The organism is Glycomyces harbinensis (genome assembly GCF_900101745.1).
Classification (GTDB): Bacteria; Actinomycetota; Actinomycetes; order Mycobacteriales; family Micromonosporaceae; genus Glycomyces; species Glycomyces harbinensis.
On sequence record NZ_FNAD01000016.1, the window covers coordinates 132,843 to 158,407 of the forward strand.

Genomic DNA, 25,565 nt, shown 5'->3' on the forward strand with positions numbered 1-25,565 from the left:
GGGTGTCGGCGCTCCTTGCTGGTTCTCCATTATGGCGGTCAACGGAATGCGGCGGGCAGGTCGAGTGTCGTCACCGGGATCTCATGGTGCGCTTCGAAGCCGATGAGCTCGCGCGCGGGCGTGAGGTCGACGGGCACTTCGCGTTCGACGAAGCGGCGCAGCCGGGGCGTGTCGGGCGCGAACGCGTCGAGCAGGTCCTCGGTGCGGTAGGGCGCGTTGGTGCGGTTCGCCGCGAGGAAGAACGCGTGCGCGCCCGTGGTGTTCGCCGTCAGGGACAGCTCGATCGCGCGGGCGGCGTCGGCGGTGTGGAGGTAGGACCACGCCTCGCGAAGCCCGGCCCTCGGGTCGCCGGCGTGCTCCCGGGACTGCGCGAGCAGGGCCTTCTCGTTGTGCACGTGGGGGAACCGCAGGGTCACCACGTCGATGCCCCACTGCCGCCAGGCCATCCGCGCGGTGCTCTCCCCGTGGTGCTTGGAGAGCGAGTACCAGTCGGCGATGTCGACGGGGATGTCGGTGTCGAGCGGGAAGTACGCGGGGACGACCTCGTGGCGGTTCATCGGCAGCCCGTACGCGTTGATGCTGCCGGCGACCACCGCCCGCGAGATCCCGGCGGCGCCGGCCTGCGCGAGCACGTTGAACGTCGAGACGACGTTGGTGGAGTAGACGTCGTAGGGCGGCGCGATGTCGCGGTGCGCCAGCGCGGCGAGGTGCACGACGAGGTCGGCGCCTTCGAGCGCGGCGGCGACGTCTTCCTGCGACCGGGTGTCGCCGATGAGCACGCGGTCGGCCTCCAGGTCCGGGTTCTCCTGAATCGACAGGGTCGTCACATGGGCCCCGGCCTTGCGCAGGTGCGGGACGGCGACCGTGCCGATGCGGCCTGAGGCCCCGGTCAGGAGCACGCGGGCTCCGTCGAGCTGCTTCATCCCTTGACTCCTCCGGCCGTGCCGACGCCGCGCAGGAACTGCTTCTGGAAGATCGCGAACAGGACCACCGGGATGATGATCGTGAGGAACACGGCCGCCATCTGCACCGACAGCGGCGAGTTCCCGGTGGCGAGCCTCGGCAGCATGACCGAGACGGGCTGGAGGTCGGGGTTGGACAGGACCAGCATGGGCCAGAGGAACTCCTTCCAGGATCCGACGACCGAGAGCAGGACGATGACGCCGAGGATCGGCCGCGACAGGGGCAGCACCACCATGGTGAGGATGCGCATCGGTCCGGCGCCGTCGATCTTGGCGGCCTCCATGTACTCGCGCGGGATCGAGTCGAAGAACCGCTTGAGGACGACGACGTTGAAGGCGCTGGCCCCGGCGGGGAGCCAGACGGCCCAGAACGTGTCCTGGAGGCTGACGTTGAGCAGCGGCATGTCGAGGATGGTCAGGTAGAGGGGCACGAACGAGACGACGCCGGGCAGGAACAGGGTCGCGATGATCGCGCCCGACAGCCACGGCCCCCAGCGGGGGCGCAGGACGCTGAGCAGGAACGCGGCCGCCACGCTGACGATGAGCGTGGACAGGGTCGAGCCGAGGGCGAGGATGACGGTGTTGCCGAGGGACTGCCCGATCCGGGCGCCGTTCCAGGCCAGCAGCAGGTTGCCCCATTCGTTGGGGCTGAACCAGATCCCCATGGGGTCGGAGACGATGTCGTTGCTGGGCGAGATCGAGGCCTTCGCGGCCCACAGGAGCGGTCCGAGGCCGGAGACGATGAGGACGACGAGCAGGATCGTCTGGACGATGCGGAGCCAGGCCTTGACGGCGGGGCGCTTGCGGTCGGAGGCGGAGATGACGCCGCGGTCCTTCGGCTCGGCCGTGCGGCGCGGGCCGCGTCGGGCCGGGGGCTGCGGGCGGTCCTCCCCCGCGGTGATCGCTGGAGCGGCCTTGAGCAGCTTGTCTGCGACGCTCATGTGGTGCTCCATCTCTTGGTGACGAAGTAGTAGGCGACCGAGAGCAGGCCGAGGAAGGCGGCGAGGAGGACGCTGAGCGCGGTCGCGGCCCCGAAGTCGCCGTTGACGAACGCGTAGTTGTAGATCTTCAGCAGGATCGTCTGGGTCGCGTTGTTGGGTCCGCCGCCGGTGAACAGGTACGGCTCGGTGAAGATCTGGAAGGTCCCGATGATCTGGAGCAGCATCATCACGAAGATGACGTTGCGCAGCTGCGGGAGCGTGATGTGCCAGATGCGGCGCCAGATCCCGGCGCCGTCGATCTCGGCGGCCTCGTACAGCTCGGTGCGGACCGTGGCGAGGGCGGCGATGTAGATGATCGCGGTCGAGCCGGCGCCGGCCCAGGTGGCGTAGAGGACGATCGAGGACATGGCGCTGTTCTCGGCGTTGAGCCACGGGAAGGGGCCGAGGCCGATCCACCCGAGCGCGGTGTTGAACATGCCTGCGGCGTCGGGGTCGTAGAAGAACTTCCACAGCAGGATCGCGGCCACGGGCGGGACGATCGCCGGGAGGTAGGCGAGGGCGTTGTAGAGCGTGTCGTACTTGCGCAGCTCGTTGATGAGCACTGCCAGGATGATCGGGACGGGGAACCCGAACACGAGGGCCAGCAGGGCGAAGTAGCCGGTGTTCAGTGAGGCCTGGACGAGGCCGGGGTCGGCGAGGACGTAGGTGAAGTTGCTCCAGCCGACCCATTCGGCGGGCTGGACGAGGTTCGTCTTCTGGAAGCTGAGGATGAGCCCCTGGATGACGGGGCCCCAGCTGAAGTAGACGTAGACGAGCACGACCGGGACGGCGAAGAGCACGGCGTGCAGTCCGCCTCCCTGGGCCCATCGGGTGAGGTTGAAGCGCTTGCGGCGCCTCGCTGTCGCGGCCGGCGGCGCGTCGAGGGTCTTTGTCATGGGTGGTCTCCGTTCCGAGGGCCGGCCGGGCCCGGTGCGGGGCCCGGCCGGCCGGCTCGGTGTTACCTGGCGGCCTGCTCGATGATGCCCTGGACGGTCTCGTTGGCGTCGGCGACGGCCTGCGCGATGTCGGCGCCTTCGTCGGTGAGGATCTGCTGCACCACCGGGTCGAGGGCGGCGTAGGTCTGCTGGGTGCCCGCCGGGGGTTCGGCGATGAGTTCGAGCGTCGAGGAGGTGTAGCTCGCGAACTGCTCGAGCGGGACGTTGATGTGCGGCTCGATCCAGGTGAGGTACTGGTCGTAGACCTCTTGGGAGACCGGCGGGAGTCCGGGGAGGCCGACGGGGTTGCCGTCGGCGGCGTTCGACTCGGCGTCGGCGAGGGCCGCGGCCTCGTCGTAGTACTTCTCGAGCTCGTAGAACTTGATCCACTTGGCGGCGGCGAGCAGCTGGTTGGGGGTCGCCTTGGCGTCGAAGAGCTTCAGGGTGCCGCCGGTGAGGGTGCCGTTGTTCCCGGCGCCGCCCTGCGGCAGCGCCCCGACGCCGACGTCGGCCGGGTCGAACCCGTAGTCGCGGATGAGGGTGATGTAGACGTCGGGCGCCTGGAGGACCATGCCGATGGTGCCGCCGGCGAAGGCCTGGCGGACCGCCTCCTGGTCGAAGAGGAATTCGCGGCCCATGGTGTCGTCGGTCCAGCGCATGTCGTGCAGGAGCTGGAGGGCGGCGATGGTCTCCTCGCCCATGACGGCCTCGGTGCCGGCGTCGTTCTGGACGCGGCCGCCGTTGCTGTAGGTCATGGTGGTGAGCATCCAGCCGCCGGTGTTGTTGGTCGTCATCTGGGCGTAGGGGGTGACGTCGGGGACGTTCGCCTTGATGGTCTGGGCGAAGGAGCGCACCTCGTCCCAGGTGGCGGGCGGGGTGTCGGGGTCGAGTCCGGCCTGCTCGAAGATCCTGCGGTTGTAGGCGATGCCGACGGAGAACAGTCCGGTGGGGATGGTGTAGATGTCGCCGTTCTCGTCCTTGGCGTTGTCGAGGGCGAGGGGGTTGAGGTCCTTGACGAGGTCGAGTTCCTCCAGGTAGGGGGTCATGTTCGGCAGCTGGCCGTTGTCGATGAGCTCGTAGCTGTAGGTGAGCGAGACGCCCATGACCGTGGGGAGGGTGCCGCCGGCGAGCTTGGCCTGGAAGGTCTGGGCCTCCCAGACCTCGGTGGAGGGCTCGAGGGTGATGTTGGCGTTCTCGGCCTCGAACTCCTCGATGCGCTTGTTGAAGGCGGCGAGTTCTTCGGGCTTGTCCTCGGTCGGCTGGTCGCCGACGGAGATGGTGACGTCGGCCGAGGGGTCGAGGTCGCCGCTCGCGCTGTCGGCGCCGGGGTCGCTGCACGCGGCGGTGCCCGCGAGTGCGACGACCGCACCGGACGAGCCGGCCGCGAGCACGTGCCGGCGTGTCAGTTTCGTCATTGAAACTCCTGAGAGGGTTTGGGCCCGTGATCCGAGCGGGCTGGTCAACATGTAGCCAATAAAGTAAATCCATTAGTGTTACTAAGTCAAGGGCTGTCGGTCCCCGAGTTTTCCGCCCGCTAGCCGGGACGCCGCCGGGACGGGCCCCGGCCCGGACGTACCGTGTTCCCCTCCGACCGCGATCACCAAGGAGACCAAGCAATGAGCACTCCGCCCACCGCCTCGCCCCTCCGCCTCGCCGTCGTCGGCTGCGGCGTGATCGGCCGCCTCCACGCCGAGGTCGCCGCCAACTCCCCCGACCTCGAGGTCGCCGCCCTCGTCGACCCCTACGCCCCCAGTGCCGAGTCGGTGTCGGAGCTGCTCACCGGGCTCGGGCAGGCCGCGCCCCGCGTCCACGTCGACCTGGCCGCCGCTCTCGCCGAGGGCGGGATCGACGTGGTCGTCGTCTGCACCCTGAGCGGCACGCACGCCGCACTCGCGCTCGAAGCCCTCGAAGCGGGCCTGCACGTCGTGGTCGAGAAGCCGCTCGACGTGGCGCTCGAACCCGCACGGCGCCTTCGCGAAGCGGCGGCCGAGCGGCCCGACCAGGTCGTGGCCGTCATCTCGCAGCACCGCCACGACACCGCCTCGCTGGCGGTGCGGCGCGCGCTCGACGCCGGCCGCTTCGGCCGGGTGGCCTCCGCGACGGCCAATGTGGACTGGTTCCGGACGCAGGAGTACTACGACTCGGCCGCGTGGCGCGGCACCTGGGCCCTCGACGGCGGCGGGGCGCTGATGAACCAGGGCGTGCACACGCTCGACCTGCTGCTGTGGTTCCTCGGCGAGCCGGTCGACGTCGTCGCCCACACCGCGCGGCTCGCGCACGAGCGGATCGAGGTCGAGGACGTCGCGGTCGCCATCCTGCGGTTCGCGTCCGGTGCGCTCGCCACACTCCACGCCTCGACCACGGCCTACCCCGACCTCGGTGTGCGCCTTCAGGTCCACGGCACCGACGGGTCGGCCGTGATCGCCGCCGACGAGCTGACGTTCTTCCACGCCCGCGACGCCGAGGACGGCGAGTGGAGCGGCGACCAGGTACGCCGCGAGCTGGAGAACGCCGCGCTGGAGGAGCTGAAGCCGGGCCAGTACGGCAACCCGCACCTGACGCAGTGGACCGACATCGTCGGGGCGATCCGCGAGCGGCGGGCGCCGCTGGTGACGCTCGACGACGGGTTCCTCGCGCTGGCCACGGTTCGCGCGGTCTACCTGTCGGCGACACTGGGGCGGCCGATCCGCGTTGCCGACGTGATCGACGGCAAGTACGACGCCGAGGTCACGCGCACCGAGGACGGCGCTGCCGCTTAGGCCGCCGCGTCGCGTTCCGAGGGGCCTTTCGCCGCATCGGCTGCGCCGACCCGCCCGCTCGCGGCGGCGGCGGCGAGGCGAGAGCTGATGTGGCCGACGCTGTTCTACTGAGCCGCCCGCCCGCTCGCGGCTGCGCTCGGCGGAGCCGCCTCAGTCGGCCCGCAGGCCGATCAAGGCGTAGATCTCGTCGGCGAGGTCGTCCGGGTCGCGGTCGCCGGTGTCGAGGCGGTGGTCGCCGATCCCGTCCCGTTCGAGGAGGGCCGCCTCCGCGTGCGCGTCCTCGATGCGGCGCTCGAGGTCCGCTCCCGCGAGGCCCCGGATCTCGTCGCCGGGAAGCTCGACGCCGATGCCCTTGCTGCGCATGCGAAGGCGCTCGGCGATCACGTCGGGTGCGGCGTCGAGGCGGACGATCGTCGGGACGCAGCCGGGCATCGCGTCGAGGTAGTGGCGGACGCCCGCCGCTCCCCCGCCGGAGCCGGACACCACGAGGTACTCGGATCCGGCGGCGCGGTGGGCGCGCCACAGGGCCGCGAGATTGCGGGCCTTGAGGCGGTGGTCGCCGGGGTCGTCGGCGGCGGCGGGCCGGACCCAGCCGATCTGGGCGAGGTCGATGTACGAGGCCCTGGCGCCGGCGGCCAGGAGGCGCATGTAGACCGGGAAGGCGACGGTGGACTTGCCGACTCCCGAAGGGCCGCAGACCCAGACCATCGGCACGCGTTCGTCCCCAGTGGAAGAAGGCGGGTCGAGATCGCGCGGCGGCCAGGCGCTCGGGGTCGCGCCGGGCCAGTCGCCGACGCGTTCGCGGACCAGCTTCGCGGCCGCTTTCACGGTCGTTCCGGTCGTGTCGACGCGGTGCTCGGTGAGGGGGTCGCGTTCGAGCGCCGCGGCGAGCGCGGCCGCGGGCTCGATCAGGTACTCGGAGCCGCCGCGCCCGATGAGCCGGGTCCGGCGCTCCTCGGATCCCACCGCGAGCTGGACGATCGTCATCGCCGCCCCGGGCACCTGCGCGGCGAAGTCGGCCACGGTCGCGACGTTCCCGACGCCGCCGGACACGATGAGGCACTGCGCGCCGGCGGCGCGGAACCCCGACCAGACCGCGCCGATGCCGCGGGCCTTGACGTGCTCGTTGTCAGGGTCCTCGGGCCGGACGGGATGCGCCATGCCCACCTGGTCGGCGTCGACGTACGCGGCCCGCACGCCTTCGGCGGCGAGCTGCGCGAAGATCTCCCAAGCGGTGACGGTCTTGCCCGAACCGGCGGCGCCGATGAGCCAGAGGAGCGGAGTGCTGTCCATGGGCCGAGCGTAAGCGGTGCTCAGGAGCTGCTGTCAATCGTTTTCGGCGGATCGCGACGGCATCACCGGAGCAATACTCGCGTTCATGAAGTGCACCATCGGTGCGATCATCGGTGCATGACGCTCAGCTCCGCGCCCGCCCAGGCGCCGCCCGCCCGATCGCGCCGGACCGAGGTCGCGGCCGGCATCCGGGACTCGCTCGCCGCCGGGCTCGGCATGTTCCCGATCGGAATCGCGTTCGGCCTCCTGGTGGTCCAGGCGGGCCTGCCGTGGTGGATCGCCCCGGCCCTGTCGGTCATGGCGTACGCGGGCTCGCTCGAACTGCTGCTCATCGGCCTGATCGTCACGGCCACGCCGGTCGCCACCATCGCGCTCACGACCCTCCTGGTGAACTTCCGGCACGTGTTCTACGCCTTCTCGTTCCCGCTCCACGTGGTGCGCAACCGGTTCGCGAAGGCGTACTCGGTCTACGCGCTCACCGACGAGGCCTACGCCGTCACGGCCGCGGCCAAGGAGGAGTGGAGCCCGTGGCGGCTCCTGACGCTGCAGGTCGCGTTCCAGCTCTACTGGGTCGGCGGCGGCCTGACGGGCGTCGCGATCGCCTCGGTCATGCCCGGCCCGGTCAAGGGCCTCGAATTCGCGCTCTGCGCCCTGTTCGTGACCCTCACCCTCGACACCGCCCGCTCGAAGGCCCAGGTGCCGTCGCTGGTGCTGGCCGGGCTCAGCTTCACCGCGGCGATCGTCCTCGCGCCCGACGCGGCGCTCTTCGTGGCGCTGCTGCTGTACGTGCTGCTCCTCTTGGCCCGCTTCGCGTTCGGCGTCTACCGTTCCAAAAAGGACTCCGATGCCTGACGTGACGCTCGACCCGTGGTACCTCGCGGCGGTCCTGGTGACCGTCTTCGCCATCAACCTGACCCTGCGGGCCGCGCCGTTCGCCGCGCTGAAGCCGCTGCGCGCCTCGGCCCTGGTGCGGAGCCTGACGCTGTGGATGCCCGTGGGCGTGCTCGCGATCCTGGCCGCCGTGACACTGCGCGGCACATTGATCGACGATCCGGCCAACGCCGTCAGCGCCCTCGTCGCCGTGGGCGTCACCGTCGCGGTGCACCTGCTCGGCGGCCGGAGGACCCTGCTGAGCGTCGGCGCGGGAACCTTCGCCTATGTGCTGCTGGTCAACCTCGACGCGGCCGGCGCACTCGCCGGCCTCTTCTGAGACCGCAGCCGAAGGAGCGCGGCCGGGACCAGGCTGACCTTCAGTCGTGCGGCGATGGAACGGCCGCCCGGCCCTTGTCGCCGCCCGCCTTGGGTCGGGTCCGACCGCCCTGATCGAGCGGCAGCGCGCTTATTCGCCGGGCGCGAAGGCCTTCGCGGTGAGCTCGACCGAGTGGATGCGGTCGGCGACCTGCTCGGCGTGGTGGGCGGTGATGAGCTCGTCGGCCCTCGCCGCGGCGGCGAAGTCCTTCAGGTACTCGCCGACCACCTCGGTGGTGCCGACGGCGGTGTACCTGGTCATGGCCGACAGCTGCTGGCCGTTGACGGAGCCGAGGAACGCGTCGATCTCGTCGTCGGTGAACTCGGGCCCGCCCTGGCCGCGCTTGATGAAGGCGCGGGCGCGGTTGCGGTAGGAGATCTTGCTCTGGGCCAGGGCCTCCTCGGTGGTGTCGGCCGCGAAGACGTTGACGCCGGCGATCACGTAGGGCTCGGCGAGCTGCTCGGACGGCTCGAACTGCTCCCGGTAGGCGGCGACCGCCTCGTGCAGGGCGTCGGGTGCGAAGTGGGAGGCGAAGGCGTACGGCAGGCCAAGGCGCGCGGCGAGCTGGGCGCCGAAGAGCGAGGAGCCGAGCAGGTACAGCGGGACGACGCCTTCGGCGCGCGGCACGGCCTGGACGCCCTCGATGCGGGACTCGCCGCGCAGGTAGCCCTGGAGTTCGAGCACGTCCTGCGGGAACGCGTCGGCCGAGGTCGAGGCGCGGCGGATGGCGAGCATGGTGTTGCGGTCGGTGCCGGGCGCGCGGCCGAGGCCGAGGTCGATGCGGCCGGGGAACAGCGTCTCCAGGGTCCCGAACTGCTCGGCGATCACCAGCGGGGAGTGGTTGGGCAGCATGATGCCGCCGGCGCCGAGCCGGATGGTGTCGGTGTGCTCGGCGACGTGGCCGATGACGACGCTGGTCGCGCTGGAGGCGATGGTCGGCATGTTGTGGTGCTCGGCGTACCAGACCCGCCGGTAGCCGCTGCGTTCGGCGGCGCGGGCGAGCTCGACGCTCGCGGCGAGGCTGTCGCGCGCGGTCCGTCCGGGCGCGATCGGCGCCAGGTCGAGGATCGACAGGGCTACGGGCATGTTCGGTGCCTTTCTACAGACTGCGGTGGAGCGTCTCGGTGAAGGCGCGGATGCGCGCTTCGTCGCGGCGGTAGTAGATCCACTGGCCGCGGCGGGTGGCCCGGAGGAAGCCGGCTCGCTGGAGGACCGCCAGGTGCGCGGACACCGTGGAGGCGGACGTGCCCGCCTTGAGCTGGATCAGCCCGGCGCACACGCCCAGTTCGGCGGTGTCCCCGCAGGCGAAGTTCGCCTCGGGGTCCTTGAGCCAGTCGAGGATCCGCAGCCGTGTCTCGTTGGACAGGGCTTTGCATTCGTCGAGCACGTCGGCCGTCCTTCGGTATTTCGCTTATTGCCGAAACTATCCCGGCGGCCGGGTCGGCGGCACCATGAGCCTCGTCACCGCGCCGAGCCCGCCTTGAAGTCGGTGAGGAGGGCGACCGCGGCGCGGGACGGGTCGTCGCCGTAGGTGGAGGGGAACGCGTCCGCCAGGCGCCATCCGGCGCGGCGCAGGGCCCGGTGGCGGGCGAGGTGGGCGGCGGGCCCCTCGGGGTGGACGGCGGTGATCACGCCGAGCGCGTCCTCGCCGTCGCCCACGACGAGGTCCACGCTCCAGTGCCCCACCGGATAGGCCGTCCGCACTTTGACCCCGCTGTGCGCCAGGGCGTCGGCGGTCTCACGGGTCCAGGCGTCGGGGTGGCGGGCGCGTTCGGGCGAGCGGGGCGGGCTGTCGGCGTAGGTGAGGAACGCGCCGATGAGGCCGTCGGCGTCGCCGATCGCGGTCACGACGTGCAGCCGGTGCCGGGCGCGGGTGATCATCACGTTGAACAGGTTGGCCCCGGCGGCGAACCGGCGGCGCCCGGCCGGATCGGCGGCGGCGACCCCGAGCGCGGCGATCACCGTGTCGGCCTCGCTGCCCTGGAACGCGTGCACGGTCCCGGCGCGGATGCCGTGGCGGCGGATCGCGTCCAGGTCGAAGCGGCGCACGATCCCGGCCTCGATGGCCTCGGCCTGGGCGCGGAACGGCGTGATGACCGCGATGCCGCGGTCGCCGGCCTCGACGCGTTCGGCCAGGAGTTCCAGCGAGGCGTCCACTTCGGACTTCACGACGCCCTTGCCGGAGGCGGCGGCCTCGACGCGGTGGAGGTGGATGGCGTCGGCCTCGTGGTTGCGCGGGTGCGTGGTGACGGGCTTGACGCGGCCGTCGTAGAACCGCGCGGCGGAGAAGCCGATGAGGTGGGGGACGCTGCGGTGGTGCTCGGTGAGCTCGACGACCGGCCCGGCGCCGGTGGCGAGGTCGTAGGCGCTGACGCGGCCCGTGTCGAGCTGGGGCGCGCGGTCGGTGAGGCCGTGGCGGCCGAGGACCTCGGTCAGCCTGTCCTCGCTCGCGAACGAGACGAACCGCAGCTGCCTCGGGTCGCCGGCGACGACGGCCCGGCGGGCGCGGGCCAGCGCGGGCGCGGCGCGGAGCTGGTTGATGTGCGAGGCCTCGTCGAGGATCACGAGGTCGAACATGCCGGGTACGGCCGGGAGGAGGTCTTCGACGTCGCCGACGGTGCCGACCCACAGCGGCATCGCCTTGAGCAGGGCGTCGGCGTCGAGTCCCGCGAGCAGGGCGCGGCGGCCGGTGCGCGCGGCGCGCAGGCCGGTGGCGAGGCCGGCGAGCGCGCGGCGGGACCTGCCGGAGCGCCGCTCGTCCGATTCGGCTTCGTAGCGCAGGGCGGTGCCGACGGCGGCCGCGGCGTCGGTGTCGGCCTGTTCCAGTGCGCGCCAGAGTGATTCGAGGTGCAGGCCGCCGTTGGACGCGAGGAGGGCCATGCCGCGCTGGTCGCGTGCGGCCTCGACGGCGCGGCGCAGTGCGACCGGGTTGCCGTCGGCGCCGGCGAGGCGGGCCAGGCGCCGGGTGGAGCGGCGTGCGCGCAGGCGCGCCCACCAGCCGCCGTCCTCGCGCTCGGCGAGGCGCAGGTGGCGTTCGACCTCGTCGAGGTCGGCGTCGCGCAGGCCGGGGAAGTCGTTGAGGAGGAAGTCGGGGAGGTCGCGGGCGCGGCGGCGCTTGTCCTCCAGGTCGAGCCAGGTGGCGATCTCGGTTTCGACGCGGTCGGTGTACGCGGTGGCGTCGTCGGCGGCGCGGCGGTGCTTGTCGACCGCGCCGGCCTTGTGCCCCTTGACGGTGCCCGAGCCCAGGCGCAGTTGGAACCGGTCGCGCCGCTCGGTGTCGCCGAAGTGGACGGGGACGGGTCCGGGGTGGCGTTCGAGGAGGGCGGCGAGGACGTCGGCGGCGTGCACGGACTGGGTGGCGAGCAGCACCGACTCCCCGGCGGCGACCGCGTCGAGGGCGATGGCCGCGAGCGTGTGGCTCTTGCCGCAGCCGGGCGCGCCCGCGATGACGGTGACGGGCTGGGTGCGGGATTGGACGACGGCGGCGGTCTGCTCGCGACTGAGCGGGAGGGCGCAGCGGGGCGGGGTGTCGGCCTCGGGTGCGGCGTCGGTGCGCGGGTCGTACATCGCGGCGAACGCGGTGTGTTCGAGGCCGGGTTTCGCGGCCCAGTCGCGCAGGCCCGCGGCGATGGGGGTGGGGGCGGCGTCGCGGTCGATGTAGACGACGGGGCGGGCCACGACCGCCATCGGGTCCTTGTCGCGCGGGGCCTTCTCGGTGACGGCGGCGCCGGCGAATCCGGCCGCGGCGGCGGCTTCGGCGAGCCATGCGGTGGCGGGGTCGGCCTCGGGGTCGAAGACGGCTTCGAGCAGGGGCGCGTATTCGCCGCCGGCGAGGGCCGCGTGGACGGTGGTGTCGCCGGCGGGGACGATCCGCTGCCTGCCGCCGCGGCCGTCGGCGGTGAGGCGGACGGGGCGGCTGACGAGCGGGAGGCGGACCTTGTGCGGCTTGCCGTCGATCTCGATGCGCCCCATGACGACGCCCCAGCCTTGCCGCAGGAGCCGTTCGTCGCGGTGGAGTTCGTCGTAGGAGGCGAGTTCGGCGCCGCCGGTGACGGCGTCGAGGGCGGTGCCCCAGACGGCCATGGCGCCGAGGTGGTCGTAGGTGGGCGGTTTGGCCGCCGGGGCGAGGTCGGCGAGGGCGTTGAGGAGTCGGGCCGCGGGCATGAGCGCAGTCTAGGGCGTGGTCACGAATCCGCGTGGTCAACCGCGGCGGCCCGGCCGGACCCGCGGCAGGGGGTCTCGGCCGGCCGGCCGTCGAGGCTGCTTACGTCTCCTCCCCCAGCCGCGGGGCATCGGCGTGGAGCAGGTCGGCGTAGTCGGGGTGGCGTTCGATCCACCCGGCGTAGAACGGGCAGACGGGCACGACCTGCTCGCCCGCGGAGCGGGCGGCGTCCAGCGAGTGGCGCGCGAGCGCCGAGCCCACGCCCGCGTCCTGCGCGGACGATTCGACATGGGTGTGGGAGAAGGTGATCGTGCCGTCCTTGCGCCGGTATTCGGCGAATCCGGCGAGTTCACCGTCGATCCACGCCTCGTATCGGCTGCGCTCGGGTGCGTCGGCGACTTCCACGGCCATGCGTTCCTCCTTCGTCGGGCGTTCTCGAATCACTGTAGGCCCGATTCTGCGGAGTACCCGCGAAGTCGCGTTTCGATAGCGGGAGGGGCCGCCTTTCGGGAATCAGACCGCGTAGTGGAAGGACGTCGTGACGGTGCCGTCCTCGTCGAACCGGTGCAGTGCCAGCCCCGGCGGGTGCTCGCGGTCGGTCAGCGGGGTGCGGTCGGGGTCGGCGCCCAGGGCGGAGACGATGCCCGGCGCCAGGAGCAGGGGGACGCCGGCGAACGTGGCGGCCGCGGCCGTGTGCGCGTGGCCGCAGAGGATCGCGGCGACGGTGCCGATGCGGGCGACGAGGCCGGCGAGGGCGTCGGGGTTGACCAAAGGCATCGAGTCGATGTAGGCGTGTCCGATCGGGGCGGGCGGCTGGTGGAACGCGAGCACCGTGGCGGTCGCCCCCTCGGCCAGGGCGGCCGCGGCCTCGGCGGCGTCGGGGCGGAGTTCGCCGTGGTCGCTGCCGGGGACGGTGACGTCGATGCCGATGACGCGCAGGCGGCCGACGTCAAGGGCGCTCACCGGTGCGCCGGAGGCGAACGCCTCGGCGAACCGGTCGGCGTGGTCGTGGTTGCCCGGGGCGGCGAGCCACGGTTCGCGCCCGTCCATCTCGGCGCGGAACTGGTCGTACGCGGCGGCGGCGCCGGTGTCGGCCACGTCGCCGGTGACCACGGTGGCGTCGGGCCGGCGCGAGGCGGGCAGGAGGTCGAGGACGGCACGGAGGCGTTGGGCGCGTTCGGGTTCGCCGTCGAGATGGGGGTCGCTCAGGTGCAGCAGGGTGAGGCTCATGCCCGCCACGCTAACATTAAATTCCGTTTTACCGTTAGGTGGTACCAATGCCAGCGCTTCCGGACGGCGCCGACGGCGCGACCGCGCTCGCCCTCGTCGGCACCATCGCGCACGACGGGCACGGCGGCGTCGCCGACAGCCTCGCCGCGGACCGCGACGTCGACGCCTGGCTCGCCGGGCACTTCCCCGGCCTGCCGCCGCGCCGCCCCGAAGAGGCCGAGGCCGTCCGCGCGATCCGCTTCGCCGCGCGCTCGGCGTTCGCGGCCGCGGTCGCGCCGCACCCCGCGAGCCGCGTCGAGCGGCAGCCGCGCATGGGCGACGGCGAAGCGGGCGAGCGCCTCACGGCCGCCCTCGCGGCGCTCGAGGCCAGGCCGGTCTTCGCGATCGGCGAGCACGGCGTCCGCCGCGGACTGGAGACGGAGGCGACCGGGCAGGTCCTCGTGGAGGGCACGCTGGCGCTCGGGGTCGCCGACTTCCTCACCGGGCCGCTGGCGCCGCGGCTGCGCTCGTGCCAGGCCCCGCGCTGCGTGCGCTACTTCGTGCAGGACCACGGCCGCCAGCAGTGGTGCAAGACCGCATGCGGCAACCGGGCCCGCGCCGCCCGCTTCGCCGAACGCCGTCGCTGACCGCGGTGCGGCGCCTCGGCGGCTATTCGAGGCGGAAGGTCGCGGCGGCGCGCTCGGCGTCGGTCGCGGCGGTCTGGACGTAGGCCAGGCCGTCGACGTGGCGCAGGTACCGGCCCGCGGCGTTGGAGGCCTCGAACGACACCGCGCCGGAGTCGGCCAGGCCGCTGCGGCGGTGGAAGCTCGCGTCCGAGCGGAACAGCGCCGTCCCGTCGCTGCGCTCGACCCAGATCTCGTAGTTCTTGTGCCGCAGGTAGTAGCCCGGGTAGTTCGCCGACTCCAGCGAGACGGTGCCCGAACCGGCCAGGCCCGTCACGATCCGGAACTGCGAGTCGGCCAGCATCGCCGCGGTCGCGTTCGCGCGCAGGCGGAACTCCCAGTGGTTGAGGTACACGCCCGAGGCGCCGTACGCGGCGAACCGGTACGGCGTCGCGCCGTCGGCCACCGGGACGCCGAAGTTCGGGGTGCCGTCGGCGTTCCAGTAGAACTTCTGGATCCTGGTGTGCCGGTTGGGGTCGTACAGCGGGTCGCCGCTGATGGCCTTGTAGGGCCTGGCGTGGTAGACGAGGATGTCGCTCTGGCCGTCCTCGGAGACGGTGAACGAGTTGTGGCCCGGGCCGAACTGGCTCGTGTTGTCGTTGCTGCGCAGCACGGGCTGTGCGCTCTTGGTCCACGACGACGCGCTGAGCAGGTTCGCGCTCTGCGAGGCGGTCAGCAGGCCGACCGCGTAGTTCGCGTCGGTGGCGCTGGCCGAGAAGGTCATGAAGATCCGGCCGTTGCGCTTGACGACGGCGGCGCCCTCGTTCACCTTGTGGCCGATGACCTCCCACGAGTTGGTGGGCTTGGAGATGCGCACCGGCGTGCCGGTGATCGTCCACGGGTTGGACATGGCGGCGAGGTACAGGCTGGTGCCGGAGCCGAGTTCGGGGTCGCTCTGCGCCCAGCACAGGTAGCGGGTGGAGCCGTTGGTGAACGTGGTGGCGTCCAGGGAGAACGAGTCGCGTTGCAGAGCGATCTGGCCGCGCTCGGTCCAGGTGCCGGACATGGGGTTGGCGCCGGCGTTCTCGAGGACGTACATGCGGATGGCCCAGATGTCGTCGGCGCGGCCGGCGGCGAAGTAGACGTACCACTTGCCGTCGATGTAGTGGATCTCCGGCGCCCAGATGTGGTGGCTCATGGGCCCGCTGGAGTGCTTGGACCAGATGGTGGACTCCTGCGCCGTGGCGAGGCCTTGGAGCGTGGTGGAGCGGCGCATGATGATCCGGTCGTAGGCCGGGACGCTGGCGGTGAAGTAGTAGTGGCCGTCGGTGTGGCGCACGATGTGCGGGTCGGCGCGCTGCTGGACGAGCGCGTTGCTGTAGAGCACGCCGGGCGCGGCCGAGGCCGGGGCGGGGATGCCGAAGGTGGAGGCGGCGGTGACGAGGGCCGCGGCGCCGGCGGTCTGGAAGAGCCGTCGGCGGTTGAGGGGTGCGCGGTGCATGGGAACTCCGTGTGGTCGATCGAACTGGGACGGATCCGAACATGGTGGCCACCAGGTGATGTTCACGGTAACCAGGCCGGTCCGCCAAGTCAATACATCGAACCACGCGAATATTTGAGCGTCCTGCTCGGAACGCCGTCATGGCGTCAGGCGGTCTCCTCGATCCCTTCGCGACGGTGCCGTTCGGCGTCGGCCAGCGCTCGGTCGTAGGTCGCGAGGACGAGCGCGGCGAGGTCGTCCTCGTCCATCTCCTCGTGTCCCGCACCGAAGTCCACGGCGATCAGCGCGCCGCCGGCGGTGACGGTCACGGCCACCTCGCCGCCGGGGGCCTCGGCCCGGATGCCGGAGGGCTCCAGGAGGTGCCGCAGGGGTTCGGCCCGCCGCCCGAGGTCGGTCATCTGCTTGACGAATGCGCGGACGCCCTCGGCGATGCCGGACGTCAACGGCCGCTCGGGGATGCGCTCGTCGGGGCCATGGTTATCCATCATCGGTCAATTCTGCCACGTTGCGCTACAACGGCTCTCGCCGTTCACAAATGTCCCTTCGGGATTCACCGGCCGTTCGCCTCACGGCCGAGTCCGCGGGTCCGCAAGTCCGGCGTAACGACGTTCTCGGACGTGCGGACCCGGCGGATCAGAGGCTCGACAGGTACGTCTCCAGGGCCGCGGCGTAGGCGGCCGGGTCCTCGTTCCAGGAGGCGGTGTGGCCCGAGGCGGTGGTCACGACCGTGGTCCGGTCGGCCGGGAGCATCTCGGCGAAGTCGAGCGTCGCGGTGTGGTCGACGGTCAGGTCGGCGGTGTCCACGAACAGCAGCATCGGCATGTCGAACTCGTCGGCGAAGTTCCGCTAGTCGAGGTCGTCGAAGTCGAGGTCGGCGCGCCACTCCACGATCCGCTTGGCGGCCCAGGTGATCGGCGCGATGACGTCCCGGTCCGCCGCCTGCATGTCGAGTGTGGAGTTCCAGTCCACCACGGGCGAGTCGAGCACGATGCCCTTGACGACCGCGGGGTCCTCGAGCTCGCGGGCGGCGGTCGTGACGATCGCCCCGCCCATCGACCAGCCGTGCAGGATCACGTCCTCGGCGCCGTTCGCCAGCGCGTAGTCCACCGCGTCCGCGATGTCGTCGCTCTCGTGCGCGCCGAGGCTGTGCTTGCCGTTGGGGGCCTCGGGCGCGCCCTCGTCGTTGCGGTAGGTGACGGCGAGGACGGGGTAGCCCAGGCTCTGGTAGGTGTCGATGCCGCGCAGGGTCTCCCCCGGGTCGGCGTTGCGGCCGTGGACGGTGATGACCCAGGTCGGGCCGTCGCCGGGCAGGTGCCAGGCCGGCATGTCGCCGAGGTCGGTCGGGATGTCGACCGTGGTGAAGTCGAGCCCGAGCGCGGTGGAGGGGTCGCCGCGGAAGCCGTAGGTGTCGACGCGGACCTTCGTGCCTTCGGCGAGGTCGCCGTAGAGGACGCGGTCGAGCGCGCGGGTGACGCTGTCCTCATCGGAGTCCACGACGTCGCCGATGAGCGCCTGTCCGTCCTCCCAGGACAGACCCCAGGTGCCGGGCTTCTCGGTGTGCTTGCCGCGCGGGAGCGTCACCGTGGCATCGTCCACGGCCTCGACGGTGAGGTCGTACTCGCTCGCGGAGTGGTCGACGTCGATGACCTCGCCGGAGAAGTACCAGCCGGCGCCGCCGAGCGCGCCGAGGGCGAGCACGAGGATCACGATGAGCGAGATGAGGGCGGCGCGCAGCCCGCGGCGGCGCTTCCTGGGTGCCTTGGCTTCGGTGTCGGCCGTTGTCGTCACGGTGGGTCCTTGTGGGCTCGGAGGGCGTGCTGGTCGCTCGATCTTAGTGCGGCCGTCAACGCCCGCCGGTGCCGTTCACGAGCGGCCCCGCGTCCACAGGCTCCAGGCGCGGGCGTACGGCCCGTCGGCGGCGGCCAGGCCCTCGTGAGTGCCCTCCTCGACGATGCGGCCGTGCTCCATGACCACGATCCGGTCGGCCTTGGCGGCCTGGTCGAGGCGGTGCGCCACGAGCAGTCCGGCGCGGCCTTCGAGGGCCGCCGCGGCGGCCCCGTCGAGCGCGGCCGAGTCGGCGCTGCCGGCTTCGGCGGTGGCCTCGTCCAGGACGGCCAGGCGCGGGTCGAGCAGGACCACGCGGGCCAGCGCGAGCGCCTGGGCCTGCGCGGGGGTCAGTTCGAGGCCGCGGTCGCCGATGCCGGTGTCGAGCCCGTCTGCAAGGGCCAGAAGGGATTCGGCGCCGACGCGGCGCAGCGCCGCCTCGAGTTCGTCGTCGGTCGCGCCGGGGCGCACCAGGTCGAGGTTCTCGCGGAGGGTCCCGTCGAAGACGTGGACCTCCTGGGTGACCAGGGCGACGGCCGGGCCGCCTTCGCGGGCGGCGACGGACACGCGCCCGGCGTCGGGTTCGAGGACGCCCGCGATGAGCGCCGCGAGGGTGCTCTTGCCGGCGCCGGAGGAGCCGACGAGCGCCACGGTCTCCTTGGGGCCGATGCGGAAGTCGATGCCGCGCAGGACCGGGTGCCCGGGCGTGTAGGCGAAGTCGAGGGCCTCGACCTCGGCGGCGGCGTCGCTCTCGGGCTCGGTGTGCTCGGGGGCCTTGAAGCGGTCGGCGCCGATGACGCCGACGATGCGGCGCATCGACGCGAGCGCGGACTGGAGGTCGTCGACGACGATCATGAGCCGGTTGATCGGGTCGAAGAGCCTGAGGAAGAACAGCATCGCGGTGGTGGCGGCGCCGACGGTGCCCTGGCCTTCGCGCACGAGCCAGAAGCCGACGACGAGGATCGAGCCCATGCCGAGGAATTCGGCGAAGTTCAAGCGTGCGAAGAACCCGTTGACGACGGTCTGGGCCCGCACCGACCACTGGGCGACGGCCCACGAGACGGCCGCGATGCGCTTGCCGTGCGGGCGCGAGAGCCCGAAGGCGTGGACGGTCTCGATGCCGCGCAGCGAGGCGAGCAGGTGGTGGGCGCGGTGGGCCATGGCGGCGCGCTCGGCCTCGTAGACGTCCGGCGCGGTCTTGCGGTGCCAGTTGAGGGTGAGCGCGTGGACGGGGGCGACCAGGAGCACGGCGGCGACGGCGAAGCGCCAGTCGAGGACGGCCATGCCGACGACGGTCATGGCGATGGAGAACGCCGAACCGGCGACGGCGGGGACGACCAGCGGGGCCGCTTCGGCGACCACGTTGACGTCGTCGCCGGAGCGGCTGACGAGGTCCCCCGCGCCGGCGCGTTCGAGGGCCGCGCGCGGCAGGGCGAGCCCGCGGGCGACCATGCGCTCGCGGGTGGAGGCGAGGACGCGCTCGACCAGGCGGGTCGCGCCGACCTGGCCGACGCCGTCGGCGATGGCGGCCACGAGCGAGCCGGCGGCGATGGCACCGGCGATCCACCAGATGCGTTCGGCGCCTTCGCTGTTCGCGACCGCGTCGACGAGGGAGCCGAGGGCCCAGGGCGTGACCAGGCCGGCGGCGGCGCCGAGGGTCAGGAGCGCGACGACGCCGACGACCTTCCACGTCCCGCCCTTGAGGGCCAGGCGCACTTCGGCGCGCACCTGCGCGGCGTCGGCGAGGGGCAGCGCCTCGCGGGTGCCGTGGTCACTCATGGGCGTGCTCGTCACTGCGGCTCGTTTCGGCGCGGTCGGGGCCGATCACGCGGTCGCACACGGCCAGGAGCGCGGGCGCGTCGGTGATCAGGAGGGTCGAGTAGGGGCCGCGGGCCGCGCGGAGCCGTTCGGCGATGCGGGCCTCGGTCACCGAGTCGACGGCGGTCGTCGGCTCGTGGAGCACCAGCAGCGGCGGGTGCTGCGCGAGGGCGCGGGCGAGGGCGAGGCGCTGGCGCTGGCCGCCGGACAGGCGCAGGCCGTCGTCGCCCACCTGGGCGTCGAGACCGTCGGGGGCGGATTCGACGATCTCGGCGCAGTCGGCGGCTTCGAGGGCGGCGGCGGTCCGTTCTTCGGAGGCGGTGCCGAGGGCGACGTTCTCGCGGATGGTGCCGTCGAACAGGGCCGCGTGGTGGGGGACGACGAGGATCGAGGCCCTCAACGCGTCCAGGTCGAAGTCCCCGAGGGGCCGGCCCTGCCAGGTGGCGGTGCCGCTGCGGGGCTCGGCGGCGCCGGAGAGGACCGCGGCGAGCTCGGCGGCCTCGGCCGGTCCGGCGCGCAGGCCGACGCATTCGCCGGGGGCGATGTGGAGGTCGTCGTCGCCGGTGAGGCGCAGGTGTCCTTCGCCCGGTTCGGGGCTGGCGGTCCCGGGGTTCTCGACTCTCGGGGCGAGGGTGAGGACGGTGAGGACCCGGGCGGCGGCGGCGAGCGCGCCCGCCCACATGGGCCCGAACGCGGAGGCGAACGACCCGATCGGCCCGATGATGTACTGGGTGATGCCCACGACGGTGATGAGCTGGCCGACGGTGAGGTCCCCGTCGAGGGCGCGCAGTCCGGCGACGACGGCGAGTCCGGCCACGAACAGGCCCGTGGCGAGGTTCATGGAGCCGACGAAGACGCCTTGGGCGCCCGCGGCGTGGAGGCTCCCGTCGAGGGCGTCGCGGCTGGCGCGCCGGTACCGGTCGGCCCCGGCGGCCTGGGCGCCCAGGCCGGACAGGATCCGGTAACCGGCGAGGAGGTCGGCGGCCTTCCCGGAGGCCTCGGCGGCGAGTTCGGACTGGCGCTCGGAGCGGCGGCGCAGCGGCCCGCCAGCGCGGTCCATGAGCAGCAGCAGGAGCGGGACGCCGATGAGGACGATGAGGCCGATCTGCCAGGAGATCGCCAGGAGCACCACCGCGCACAGCAGGATGCCCGCGAACTGGCCCACGGGGAAGACCGCGATGAACACGGCGCGGGACAGGACGTTGACGTCGGTGGCGGCGATGGAGAGCGAGGTGCCCGGGAGCCCGGCGCGGCCGGCGACGCCGGTCGGGTCGAGCAGGCGTCCGGCGACGAGGGTGCGCAGCCGGTGCTGCACGGCCTCCATGCCGAGCAGGCCGATGCGGGAGCCGAACCGGTAGCTGTAGGAGAGCATCGCGAAGTCGGCGGCGAGCAGGACCAGGCACAGGGCGAGCCGGACGGGGTCGCCGGTGGCGACGGCCTGGTCGATGGCGAAGCCCATGATGACCGGGACGAGGGCCTCGCCGATCTGGTGGCCGACGGCCAGCGCCCCGGCGGGCGCGGTGTACCCGGGGGCGCCGAGGATGACGCGGGCGGCGAGCCGGCGCGGCGTGGTGTCCGCGTCGACGCGGATGGGTCGCACGGGGATCGGCTCGGCGGGGGCCTGGAACCAGCGCGGGAGCCTCATGGCCGGGGCCCGGAGGTCGCGGCACGGCGGGCGGGCTGGTTGCGATAGCGCGGGGGCATGGGGTCCTGTCTGCGGGCGGCGGGGCGGTCACCGAAATATTAGGCAAGGCTAACTTGCTTGGCAAGGTGTGCCCGCCCACGTCCGCGGGCGTCACCGGTTGATCAGCGCGTCGAGCAGGCCCAGGCGCACGGCGGCGTCGCGGGCGAGGAGGAACCCGACGATGCCGATGACCCAGCCGGTGGTGCTGGCCGCGTTCTTGGTCATCCAGTTGTTGATCCTCACCAGGAGCGGTTCGACGGCGTCGCGGGCCACGAGCCTGGCGCCAAGGAGCACGAGCGCGGGCAGGATCATGACGGCGCAGTAGCCGGCCATGGTCGCGGTGGTCCCGGCGGCGCCGAGACCGGCGGCGGTGACCATGCCGATGGCGGCGAGGTAGGGCAGCATGGTCGCGACCTCGAGGGTGGCGGCGCCGGCGGCGAGGCCGACCAGGGACAGCGCCGAGCCGCGCCTGGTGCGCGTCCCGCCGTCCGTGCCGCCCGCGTCGGCCTCCTCGATGCCGAGGGCCCGTTCGCGCCAGCGCGCGACGCGGCCGCCGCCTTCCTTGCGCTTCTTGGAGTCGAACCGGAAGCTGAGGGCGAGCAGGCCGGCGCCGAGGACGAGCTGGACCCACATCGCGGCGCGGGTCTCCATGAGGGCGCCGATGTCCTCGATGAAGGTGGTCGCGCCGAGCACGATCGCCATGCCGACGGCGAAGTAGAAGACGGCGATGGTGCCGAGGTAGACGAGCATCCGGCCGGCCTTGACGCGTCCGGGCGCGAGCAGCAGCCAGATCGGGATGAGCAGCGTGCCGAAGCTCGTCGAGTCGATCAGGGCGAGCGCGGCGAGTGAGGCGGCGAGGGTGAGGTCCATACGTGGAGCGTATGGAGTCGCGGGGGCGGTCCGCGTCGGTCGCGGGAGTGAGGTTTCGCAGGGCGCGTGCACCTTTGGTGGCAATCCGAAAGGAGCGGAGGGGCCTCGTTCGGATTGGAGAACGTTTGCAGATAGTGTCGGGTCTCGATGCGTCCGCGCTTCGCGGACCCGCCGAAGGAGGTCCGCATGCAGCCAGGTCCCGAACCCCGGGTGGTCAACGACAACGGCGCGTGGTGCTGGTTCCAGGACGAGCGGGCGCTGGTCGACCCCGCGTCGCAGACCCTCGTCGTCGGCTCCATCGCCGCCGCCGAGGGGCCCGGCGGCGAGGCCCGCTCGGGCAACGTCGAGCTCGCGGTCGTGGACCTGCGCACCGGCGCTTCCGAAGTGGTCGTGCTGCACGAGCGCCTGGAGGCCGACGACCACGACGTGCCCGCCCTGTGGCGCCGCTCGGACGGGCGCTGGCTGGCCGTCTACACCAGGCACAAGACCGACGACCTGACGCGCTGGCGCGTCTCGGAGCCCGATGACGCGACCCGGTGGGGTCCCGAGCGGACCTTCGACTGGAGCGCCCTCACCGGGGGCCGGGGCGTCACCTACTCGAACCTGCGGGCCGTGGACGGTCGCCTGTACTGCTTCGCGAGGGCGGTGAACGACGACCAGTGTGCGCTCGTCTCGGACGACGAGGGCGACACGTGGGCGTACGCGGGCAAGCTCTTCACCCGTCCGAAGGTCGGCTATGTCAACGGCTACACGCGCTACGCGGGCGGGGCCGGCGAGCGGATCGACCTGGTCACCACCGACCACCACCCACGCGACTTCGACAACTCGGTCTACCACGGCTACCTGGAGGGCGGGGTGCTCCGCCGCAGCGACGGCGGCGTGCTCGACCCCGAAGCGCTGCAAGGGGAAGCGTTCTCGCAGGAGGGTCTGACCACGGTGCTGGCGGCCGGGTCCGAATGGGGCGGCGAGCGGATCTCCCACTGCTGGACCACCGACATCCGCCGGTCCGGGGACGGGACGGTGGCGGCGGTGCTGACCGCGCGCTTCGGCGGCGACCCCGAGGAGCGGTTCTTCCGCAAGCGCCCGGTGCCGGACCTGCGGTTCTTCTACGCCCGCCTGGCTCCCGGTGGCGAGTGGCAGGTGAGCGAGATGGCGCAGGCGGGGCCGGGTCTGATGCCGCACGAGGAGGACTACACGGGCCTGGCCGCGATCGACCCGTACGACCTCGACGCCGTGTACGTCTCGACGCCGGTCGACCCGGGAAGCGGGGAGCGGCTGGCGCACCACGAGATCTTCGCCGGGCAGACCGCCGACGGCGGGGCGTCGTGGACGTGGACGCCGGTCACCGAGAACTCCGATGTGGACAATCTGCGGCCGATCGTGGCGCCGGGAGACCCGTCGCGGGCCCCGCTGCTGTGGTTCCGCGGCTCAATGACGGCGTCGCAGCACTACGCGTGCGAGATAGTCCTGCTCGACCGGGTGCGCTAGGGACGATGCCGTCAGGCGAGGACCTGCGAGTGATGTCAGGTCGAACTGCGGTTCGTCGCCGAGTCAGGGTGAAGTTTTGCTGGAGGTCAGGGAAGGCGGCGGTGGAGGGGTGGACTTGGAGTGGGGTGGCTCGTCGTCTGGCGGGGGTGATGGGGGCGGGGTCAGAGCGGGCGGCGACGAAGAGGTGAGTGGCGGGTGGGGTCGGGTGGCGGCCGTCAGGCCCCCTGGTCCCGAGGCGCGGAGCGCTGAGGCGGGTGGCGGGTTGTGTTGCGGTGCAGGCGGTCTCAAGGGCGACATTGATGGTCCTCAATGGAATGTTCACTCCATCGAGTGATGACAGTGCGCGGTTGGCATGTCACTATTGGTATAGAACGCGGGATCGAAAAGCGGGAACACCTTCGAGAACAGCGGAAGGGAGACGAGACCCATGAGCACGTGCACCACCACCCCGGACCACTCGCTCACCGCCCCCGCTGCTGGCTCTCTCCTCGTTCCGGCCGATTCCCGTTCGCGGGCGCAGGCCCTCCGCTCCACGCTCGATGCGGCCGCCTCGCTGATCAATGCCCAGCATGCGCAAGTCCTGTCGGCGGTGATCGCGATGAACGAGGCCAATCTCCACCGCTCCCAGTTCGGGTTCTCCGCGCTGCGGGATCTGCTGCTGTCGCAGTTCGACTTCACGTTCAACACGGCAGGCTCGATCGCGGCCATCGCCCGCCTCGCCCGCAAGTTCACCGTCCTGGCACGGGCGGCAACGACCGGAGCGGCCAGGATCGACCAGGTCGCCTATGCCGTCCGCCAGCTCGACCAGACCCCGGCCATGCGCCAGTTCGCCAAGACACCGTTCAGGGCCCCGGTCGCCTCACCCTTCGACCCCGACGTCACCTGCACGACCCCCGAAGCCATGGTCAGCGAGTACTGCGCGCATGCCTCGTTCAAGGACCTGCGCCGCCACCTCGATGAGCTGCGGGCCGCGATCGCCGAGGAGACCGAACTCCTCGATGCCCTGGGCGAGCAGTCCCTGCAACGCCTGGAGCTGACCGAGCAGGGCAACGGCATGTGGCACCTGGAAGGCGATCTCTCCGATGCCACCGGCAGGCTCCTGGACAAGTACTTGAAGACCGCCTGCCCGCCACCGCGCCAAGACGAGCAGGACGCCGAAGGGGTCTTGCCCCCGCAGGCGAACCGGCACGCCGAAGCCCTCCACCAACTCCTCGCCGGATACGGCACGTCACCTGAAGCCGCCACCCGCCACGGGCACACCGCCACCCTCGACCTCACCGTCGACGTTCAGACGCTCCAGGGCCAGGACACCGGGCGCCTGCCCCTTCTGGAAGGCCAGCCCGTCAGTGTCGCCCAGGCGCGTCTGCTGGCCTGTGAAGCCGGTGTCGTCCCCTCGGTCTTCGACTACGAGGAAGGCGAGGCTGTCGAGCTCGGCCGGGCGCTGCGGCTGCCGAATGTCGCCCTGCGCCGCAAGCTCGAGCTGGAGCAGCCTGAGGGGTGTATCTGGACCGGTTGCGACCGGCCGGTCGCCTGGACCGAAGCCCACCACATCACCCACTGGGCCGACGGCGGCTTGACGAACGCGGCCAACCTGATCCTGGTCTGCCGGTTCCACCACGGCCGCGTGCACACCACCGGCTGGTCGGTGGAGAAGACCGGCCCCGGCCAGGCCCTCATCACCCACCACGACCACCCCCACGCCAAGCGTGCCACCGCCAGTGACGGCACCGGTATCAAAGGGGTGCACGGCCACAGCGGCACTGACAACACCGAATGCGGGTGCTCAGACTGGCGCTCCGACGCCGACATGGACGCCGAGCACCGAGACTCGGACTGGGATGCCTTCCCGACCGGGCTCTACCGCACCGAATGGTCCGACACCCTCACACCCGACCTGGACGCCCTCGACCAAGAAGCCGACCGCCGGCAAACCCTCGCCGCGATCAAAGCCGCCAGGGCCAAAGCACGAGAACGCTTCGCCATCACAACACCGGACCCCGAACCCCAAGCCGCCCAAGGGCGTCGATCAAGGTCGGAGCCCGCCCTCACCGCCACCGCCACCGCACCGGGGCCGGGCCCTTCTCGGTCGACCGACTTCGGGGAACCGCCGTTCTTACCCTGCCCCAGCAGGCCACTGCTGGGGGAAGCGCCACACGCCAGGCGCAGCCCGAACCCACCACGCGGGATCGGGCCCCTCACCATGCCCAG

At 72.1% G+C, this 25,565-nt stretch carries 23 protein-coding genes; 6 read left to right on the forward strand and 17 right to left on the reverse strand.

Annotation, left to right across the window (positions count from 1 at the left end):
* Positions 1 to 38: 38 nt before the first annotated feature.
* The 4 genes from BLQ63_RS21995 to BLQ63_RS22010 all read right to left on the reverse strand — a co-directional run bounded on the left by BLQ63_RS21995 (position 39) and on the right by BLQ63_RS22010 (position 4,292).
* Entirely contained in the window at positions 39 to 923 is an 885-nt protein-coding gene (locus BLQ63_RS21995) for an NAD-dependent epimerase/dehydratase family protein (RefSeq protein ID WP_091039676.1), read from the reverse strand.
* A complete protein-coding gene (locus BLQ63_RS22000) occupies positions 920 to 1,903 on the reverse strand; it encodes a carbohydrate ABC transporter permease (protein WP_091039677.1) in 984 nt (327 codons plus the stop codon). Before BLQ63_RS22000 ends, BLQ63_RS21995 begins: the two co-directional genes overlap by 4 nt.
* On the reverse strand, positions 1,900 to 2,838 hold the full coding sequence (locus tag BLQ63_RS22005) for a carbohydrate ABC transporter permease (RefSeq protein ID WP_091039678.1): 939 nt from the start codon (positions 2,836 to 2,838) through the stop codon (positions 1,900 to 1,902). Before BLQ63_RS22005 ends, BLQ63_RS22000 begins: the two co-directional genes overlap by 4 nt.
* A gap of 62 nt (positions 2,839 to 2,900) precedes the next feature.
* A complete protein-coding gene (locus BLQ63_RS22010; protein ID WP_091039679.1) occupies positions 2,901 to 4,292 on the reverse strand; it encodes an ABC transporter substrate-binding protein in 1,392 nt (463 codons plus the stop codon).
* Positions 4,293 to 4,493: 201 nt separating this feature from the next.
* Between BLQ63_RS22010 and BLQ63_RS22015 the strand changes: the two genes are divergently transcribed.
* The gene (locus tag BLQ63_RS22015) at positions 4,494 to 5,636 is read left to right on the forward strand and encodes a Gfo/Idh/MocA family protein (protein ID WP_091039680.1); all 1,143 of its coding nucleotides are present in this window, start codon (positions 4,494 to 4,496) and stop codon (positions 5,634 to 5,636) included.
* 150 nt (positions 5,637 to 5,786) lie between these two features.
* Here the strand turns inward: BLQ63_RS22015 and BLQ63_RS22020 are convergent, their stop codons facing one another.
* Positions 5,787 to 6,929 carry a nucleoside/nucleotide kinase family protein gene (locus tag BLQ63_RS22020; protein WP_091039681.1) on the reverse strand — a complete coding sequence of 381 codons (1,143 nt, stop codon included), beginning with the start codon at positions 6,927 to 6,929 and terminating at the stop codon, positions 5,787 to 5,789.
* A gap of 117 nt (positions 6,930 to 7,046) precedes the next feature.
* Here BLQ63_RS22020 and BLQ63_RS22025 point away from each other — a divergent pair, with 117 nt between their 5' ends.
* Both BLQ63_RS22025 and BLQ63_RS22030 read left to right on the forward strand, forming a co-directional pair.
* On the forward strand, positions 7,047 to 7,781 hold the full coding sequence (locus tag BLQ63_RS22025) for an AzlC family ABC transporter permease (RefSeq protein ID WP_091039682.1): 735 nt from the start codon (positions 7,047 to 7,049) through the stop codon (positions 7,779 to 7,781).
* A complete protein-coding gene (locus BLQ63_RS22030) occupies positions 7,774 to 8,139 on the forward strand; it encodes a branched-chain amino acid transporter permease (protein ID WP_091039683.1) in 366 nt (121 codons plus the stop codon). The genes BLQ63_RS22025 and BLQ63_RS22030 overlap by 8 nt, the downstream gene beginning before the upstream one ends.
* A gap of 129 nt (positions 8,140 to 8,268) precedes the next feature.
* On the opposite strand, the gene BLQ63_RS22035 is transcribed toward BLQ63_RS22030, so the two are convergent.
* From BLQ63_RS22035 to BLQ63_RS22055, 5 genes are all read right to left on the reverse strand, one after another.
* Positions 8,269 to 9,264 carry an LLM class flavin-dependent oxidoreductase gene (locus tag BLQ63_RS22035; protein ID WP_091039684.1) on the reverse strand — a complete coding sequence of 332 codons (996 nt, stop codon included), beginning with the start codon at positions 9,262 to 9,264 and terminating at the stop codon, positions 8,269 to 8,271.
* A gap of 13 nt (positions 9,265 to 9,277) precedes the next feature.
* Complete coding sequence (locus BLQ63_RS22040) at positions 9,278 to 9,565, reverse strand: ArsR/SmtB family transcription factor (RefSeq protein ID WP_091039685.1); 288 nt, start codon at positions 9,563 to 9,565, stop codon at positions 9,278 to 9,280.
* 74 nt (positions 9,566 to 9,639) lie between these two features.
* On the reverse strand, positions 9,640 to 12,342 hold the full coding sequence (locus BLQ63_RS22045; protein WP_091039686.1) for an AAA domain-containing protein: 2,703 nt from the start codon (positions 12,340 to 12,342) through the stop codon (positions 9,640 to 9,642).
* Positions 12,343 to 12,442: 100 nt separating this feature from the next.
* Positions 12,443 to 12,751 (reverse strand): GNAT family N-acetyltransferase, encoded by a 309-nt coding sequence (locus tag BLQ63_RS22050; protein WP_091039687.1) that lies wholly within the window; start codon positions 12,749 to 12,751, stop codon positions 12,443 to 12,445.
* A gap of 102 nt (positions 12,752 to 12,853) precedes the next feature.
* On the reverse strand, positions 12,854 to 13,570 hold the full coding sequence (locus BLQ63_RS22055; protein ID WP_091039688.1) for a metallophosphoesterase: 717 nt from the start codon (positions 13,568 to 13,570) through the stop codon (positions 12,854 to 12,856).
* Between the two features lie 47 nt (positions 13,571 to 13,617).
* Here BLQ63_RS22055 and BLQ63_RS22060 point away from each other — a divergent pair, with 47 nt between their 5' ends.
* Positions 13,618 to 14,196, forward strand: a complete 579-nt coding sequence (locus BLQ63_RS22060; RefSeq protein WP_091039689.1) for a CGNR zinc finger domain-containing protein — start codon at positions 13,618 to 13,620, stop codon at positions 14,194 to 14,196.
* A 22-nt stretch (positions 14,197 to 14,218) separates the two neighbouring features.
* Here the strand turns inward: BLQ63_RS22060 and BLQ63_RS22065 are convergent, their stop codons facing one another.
* From BLQ63_RS22065 to BLQ63_RS22095, 7 genes are all read right to left on the reverse strand, one after another.
* Complete coding sequence (locus BLQ63_RS22065; RefSeq protein ID WP_091039690.1) at positions 14,219 to 15,673, reverse strand: family 43 glycosylhydrolase; 1,455 nt, start codon at positions 15,671 to 15,673, stop codon at positions 14,219 to 14,221.
* Between the two features lie 146 nt (positions 15,674 to 15,819).
* Entirely contained in the window at positions 15,820 to 16,161 is a 342-nt protein-coding gene (locus tag BLQ63_RS22070) for a YbaB/EbfC family nucleoid-associated protein (RefSeq protein WP_091039691.1), read from the reverse strand.
* 145 nt (positions 16,162 to 16,306) lie between these two features.
* Positions 16,307 to 16,495: a hypothetical protein gene (locus BLQ63_RS22075; RefSeq protein WP_091039692.1), complete on the reverse strand. Its 189-nt coding sequence runs from the start codon at positions 16,493 to 16,495 to the stop codon at positions 16,307 to 16,309.
* A 24-nt stretch (positions 16,496 to 16,519) separates the two neighbouring features.
* Positions 16,520 to 17,461, reverse strand: coding sequence for an alpha/beta hydrolase family protein (locus tag BLQ63_RS22080; RefSeq protein ID WP_091039693.1), 942 nt, complete (start codon positions 17,459 to 17,461; stop codon positions 16,520 to 16,522).
* 75 nt (positions 17,462 to 17,536) lie between these two features.
* Positions 17,537 to 19,276, reverse strand: coding sequence for an ABC transporter ATP-binding protein (locus tag BLQ63_RS22085; protein ID WP_091039694.1), 1,740 nt, complete (start codon positions 19,274 to 19,276; stop codon positions 17,537 to 17,539).
* Positions 19,269 to 20,960 carry an ABC transporter transmembrane domain-containing protein gene (locus BLQ63_RS22090; protein WP_091039695.1) on the reverse strand — a complete coding sequence of 564 codons (1,692 nt, stop codon included), beginning with the start codon at positions 20,958 to 20,960 and terminating at the stop codon, positions 19,269 to 19,271. Before BLQ63_RS22090 ends, BLQ63_RS22085 begins: the two co-directional genes overlap by 8 nt.
* Before the next feature lie 150 nt (positions 20,961 to 21,110).
* Positions 21,111 to 21,869 carry a GAP family protein gene (locus BLQ63_RS22095; RefSeq protein ID WP_091039696.1) on the reverse strand — a complete coding sequence of 253 codons (759 nt, stop codon included), beginning with the start codon at positions 21,867 to 21,869 and terminating at the stop codon, positions 21,111 to 21,113.
* Between the two features lie 186 nt (positions 21,870 to 22,055).
* Here BLQ63_RS22095 and BLQ63_RS22100 point away from each other — a divergent pair, with 186 nt between their 5' ends.
* On the forward strand, positions 22,056 to 23,357 hold the full coding sequence (locus BLQ63_RS22100) for a BNR-4 repeat-containing protein (RefSeq protein ID WP_091039710.1): 1,302 nt from the start codon (positions 22,056 to 22,058) through the stop codon (positions 23,355 to 23,357).
* Positions 23,358 to 23,784: 427 nt separating this feature from the next.
* Positions 23,785 to 25,565 (forward strand): HNH endonuclease signature motif containing protein (locus tag BLQ63_RS22105; RefSeq protein ID WP_143015041.1); only part of this gene is annotated, 1,781 nt, incomplete at its 3' end.

Bases quoted from the DNA above. Each gene is read 5' to 3' on its own strand.
- BLQ63_RS22010 (WP_091039679.1), bottom strand. From the start codon at position 4,292: ATGACGAAACTGACACGCCGGCACGTGCTCGCGGCCGGCTCGTCCGGT.
- BLQ63_RS22055 (WP_091039688.1), bottom strand. From the start codon at position 13,570: ATGAGCCTCACCCTGCTGCACCTGAGCGACCCCCATCTCGACGGCGAA.
- BLQ63_RS22015 (WP_091039680.1), top strand. From the start codon at position 4,494: ATGAGCACTCCGCCCACCGCCTCGCCCCTCCGCCTCGCCGTCGTCGGC.
- BLQ63_RS22070 (WP_091039691.1), bottom strand. From the start codon at position 16,161: ATGATGGATAACCATGGCCCCGACGAGCGCATCCCCGAGCGGCCGTTG.
- BLQ63_RS22025 (WP_091039682.1), top strand. From the start codon at position 7,047: ATGACGCTCAGCTCCGCGCCCGCCCAGGCGCCGCCCGCCCGATCGCGC.
- BLQ63_RS22050 (WP_091039687.1), bottom strand. From the start codon at position 12,751: ATGGCCGTGGAAGTCGCCGACGCACCCGAGCGCAGCCGATACGAGGCG.
- BLQ63_RS22090 (WP_091039695.1), bottom strand. From the start codon at position 20,960: ATGAGGCTCCCGCGCTGGTTCCAGGCCCCCGCCGAGCCGATCCCCGTG.
- BLQ63_RS22085 (WP_091039694.1), bottom strand. From the start codon at position 19,276: ATGAGTGACCACGGCACCCGCGAGGCGCTGCCCCTCGCCGACGCCGCG.
- BLQ63_RS21995 (WP_091039676.1), bottom strand. From the start codon at position 923: ATGAAGCAGCTCGACGGAGCCCGCGTGCTCCTGACCGGGGCCTCAGGC.
- BLQ63_RS22100 (WP_091039710.1), top strand. From the start codon at position 22,056: ATGCAGCCAGGTCCCGAACCCCGGGTGGTCAACGACAACGGCGCGTGG.
- BLQ63_RS22020 (WP_091039681.1), bottom strand. From the start codon at position 6,929: ATGGACAGCACTCCGCTCCTCTGGCTCATCGGCGCCGCCGGTTCGGGC.
- BLQ63_RS22045 (WP_091039686.1), bottom strand. From the start codon at position 12,342: ATGCCCGCGGCCCGACTCCTCAACGCCCTCGCCGACCTCGCCCCGGCG.
- BLQ63_RS22000 (WP_091039677.1), bottom strand. From the start codon at position 1,903: ATGAGCGTCGCAGACAAGCTGCTCAAGGCCGCTCCAGCGATCACCGCG.
- BLQ63_RS22065 (WP_091039690.1), bottom strand. From the start codon at position 15,673: ATGCACCGCGCACCCCTCAACCGCCGACGGCTCTTCCAGACCGCCGGC.
- BLQ63_RS22005 (WP_091039678.1), bottom strand. From the start codon at position 2,838: ATGACAAAGACCCTCGACGCGCCGCCGGCCGCGACAGCGAGGCGCCGC.
- BLQ63_RS22095 (WP_091039696.1), bottom strand. From the start codon at position 21,869: ATGGACCTCACCCTCGCCGCCTCACTCGCCGCGCTCGCCCTGATCGAC.
- BLQ63_RS22075 (WP_091039692.1), bottom strand. From the start codon at position 16,495: ATGCCGATGCTGCTGTTCGTGGACACCGCCGACCTGACCGTCGACCAC.
- BLQ63_RS22060 (WP_091039689.1), top strand. From the start codon at position 13,618: ATGCCAGCGCTTCCGGACGGCGCCGACGGCGCGACCGCGCTCGCCCTC.
- BLQ63_RS22030 (WP_091039683.1), top strand. From the start codon at position 7,774: ATGCCTGACGTGACGCTCGACCCGTGGTACCTCGCGGCGGTCCTGGTG.
- BLQ63_RS22035 (WP_091039684.1), bottom strand. From the start codon at position 9,264: ATGCCCGTAGCCCTGTCGATCCTCGACCTGGCGCCGATCGCGCCCGGA.